Consider the following 2268-nt stretch of genomic DNA (forward strand, 5'->3'; position numbering starts at 1 on the left):
TATTAAAATACTCGTAATAACTACCAAAATTCTTAACTAACGTAGAACATTGTAAATTTTGGGCGCTATATATCAAATTGTAAATTAGTTCAAAAGTTTATATTCATTATCTCTAGGGGTTTTTTGATTAAAAATCCAATGTCTTTTTTTAACCTGCTCTGCTTATAATTTTTTATTTTCCAAGAATAGCATTAATTTATGAGAAATGCTTTGAATCAGTTATTAGTAAATGTTTCGGAATTTGAACTATATTTTCCAATAGGTGGCCAAGGAAACAATGCTGGGGTATAGCAGTTGAAGCAAAGGGTGCGGACATATCAAAAGCTTAAAACTTTGACAACGCACGCTTTTCTCTTATTCGTCTCTTGGTCATAATGCCCTTAAATCTTACCGAATTATTAATGTTTAAAGCTTCTCCTTTCAAGGATAAACAAGAAAAAATTTTCCTTTCTGTATTTTCAAGCCTCTGGCTTTAGTCAGAGGTACTAATAACTAATAACTTATAGCTGAAGTGACCTGGTTATTCAAGGTGTACAATCTCTCAAAGTTTCAATAAAATAACGTAAACATTCAGCTAGCTTCCTAGGTCGGAACTGCGTTAACAGCAACAAGACTCTCTTGTTAAGGACAGTGTTTAAATTAACAACTAACTTTAAGGGCAAGGGAGTCAACTTTTATAGTAAGACAATTAATCAAGCTTGTATCCTAAATTAAAATCAATAGCTTATGGCTGACTGCTGTTTGCGCAGTATTCCGTAGGAAATTATTACAAAATAACTATATTTCAGAAACTTTTTAAATTTTATCAAATGTTTTACATCGTTAAATGGAAACGGTTTAGGTTATTTGCTACATTCGGACTAATTTTAACATTTTTGATTAGTTGCACCACTCCCTCTCCTACTAACTTAAATACTCAAGAAATTAAGTTTTGGACGATACAGCTTCAACCTCAATTTACGAATTATTTTAATCAATTAATTACTGATTTTGAAACTGAGAATCCAGATTTATCAGTACGATGGATTGATGTACCTTGGTCATTGATGGAAAAGAAAACTCAGAGTGCTATTTTGGCAAAAAATCTTCCAGATGTGGTTAATCTTAACTCAAGTTTTGGATATCTATTGACTGAAACTAATGCCTGGTTAAATTTGGATACTATATTATCAGATTCGGTAAAAAATCAATATTTACCTAACCTTTGGCAGGCTAGTCAAATTAATGGTAAAAGTTTTGGTATTCCTTGGTATGCGACAACAAATATAACTATTTATAATTCTCAGCTATTTCAACAAGCAGGATTAGAGCAACCTCCCAAAAATTATTCAGAGTTAGCAGAGGTGGCTAAACAGATTAAAGAAAAAACTGATAAGTATGCTTTTTTTATTTCTTTTCTACCAGAAGAATTGTCAGAGGTACTGGAATCTTTTGGCAAGATGGGAGTGACGCTGATAGATGTTGATGGAAAGGCTGCTTTTAATACTCAAACTGGTCGGGCAGTATTTAAGTATTGGGTCGATCTATATCAAGATGGGCTATTACCAAAGGAAGTATTGACAAAAGGAAGTCAGGCTGGTATTGATTTATATCAAGCTGGAGAAATAGCTATGTTGTTTTCTGGGTCGGAAGCGATCGAGGCAATATCTGAATATACACCAGAGATTGGACAAGTCTCAAAACCTATATCTCAAATTACAGGTGAAACTGGTAAGAAGAGTATGATGCTAATGAATTTAGCTATTTCTAGTAATACTAAACTACCAGACCGAGCGCTGAAATTTGCTTTGTTTATTACTAACAATCAAAATCAAACGGCTTTTACTCAAGAGACTAATGTTTTACCTTCTATAACTCAAACTTTAGAAAATAACTATTTTCAAAGTCTTCCTTCTAATGCTTCTACTCAAGATAAGGCTCGAATTATTAGTGCCGATCAAATGCTTAAAGCAGAAGTTTTACTTCCAGCAGTTAAGAATGTGAATAAGTTGAGACAGATTATTTCTCAAAATTTACAGGCTGCTATGTTGGCAGAAAAAACTGTTGAACAGGCAACGACTGATGCAGCATTTGAATGGGATAATTTATCAGGAATATAGGGAAGAAAAAATCAAGAGAAAAGTTTTTTAAGAGGCTTGATTTATCATTATTAGGATAACAGGTAAGTCTAAAGTTTAATTTCAAATCAGCCGTTGAAATGTTGCAGTTGTTTAGGGGGTAAATATAGCGCTGTGCGCAGCTCATTTGGCAGTAGGCAATAGCGGTCAG

Annotated in this window: 1 protein-coding gene; it reads left to right on the plus strand. The window is 33.3% G+C overall.

What is annotated here, in order from left to right; translation table 11 throughout:
* Positions 1 to 809: 809 nt before the first annotated feature.
* On the plus strand, positions 810 to 2099 hold the full coding sequence (locus tag AC3DU7_RS19350) for an ABC transporter substrate-binding protein (RefSeq protein ID WP_488040943.1): 1290 nt from the start codon (positions 810 to 812) through the stop codon (positions 2097 to 2099).
* The last annotated feature ends 169 nt before the right edge of the window (positions 2100 to 2268 follow it).

This window comes from Okeania sp. (assembly GCF_983059655.1).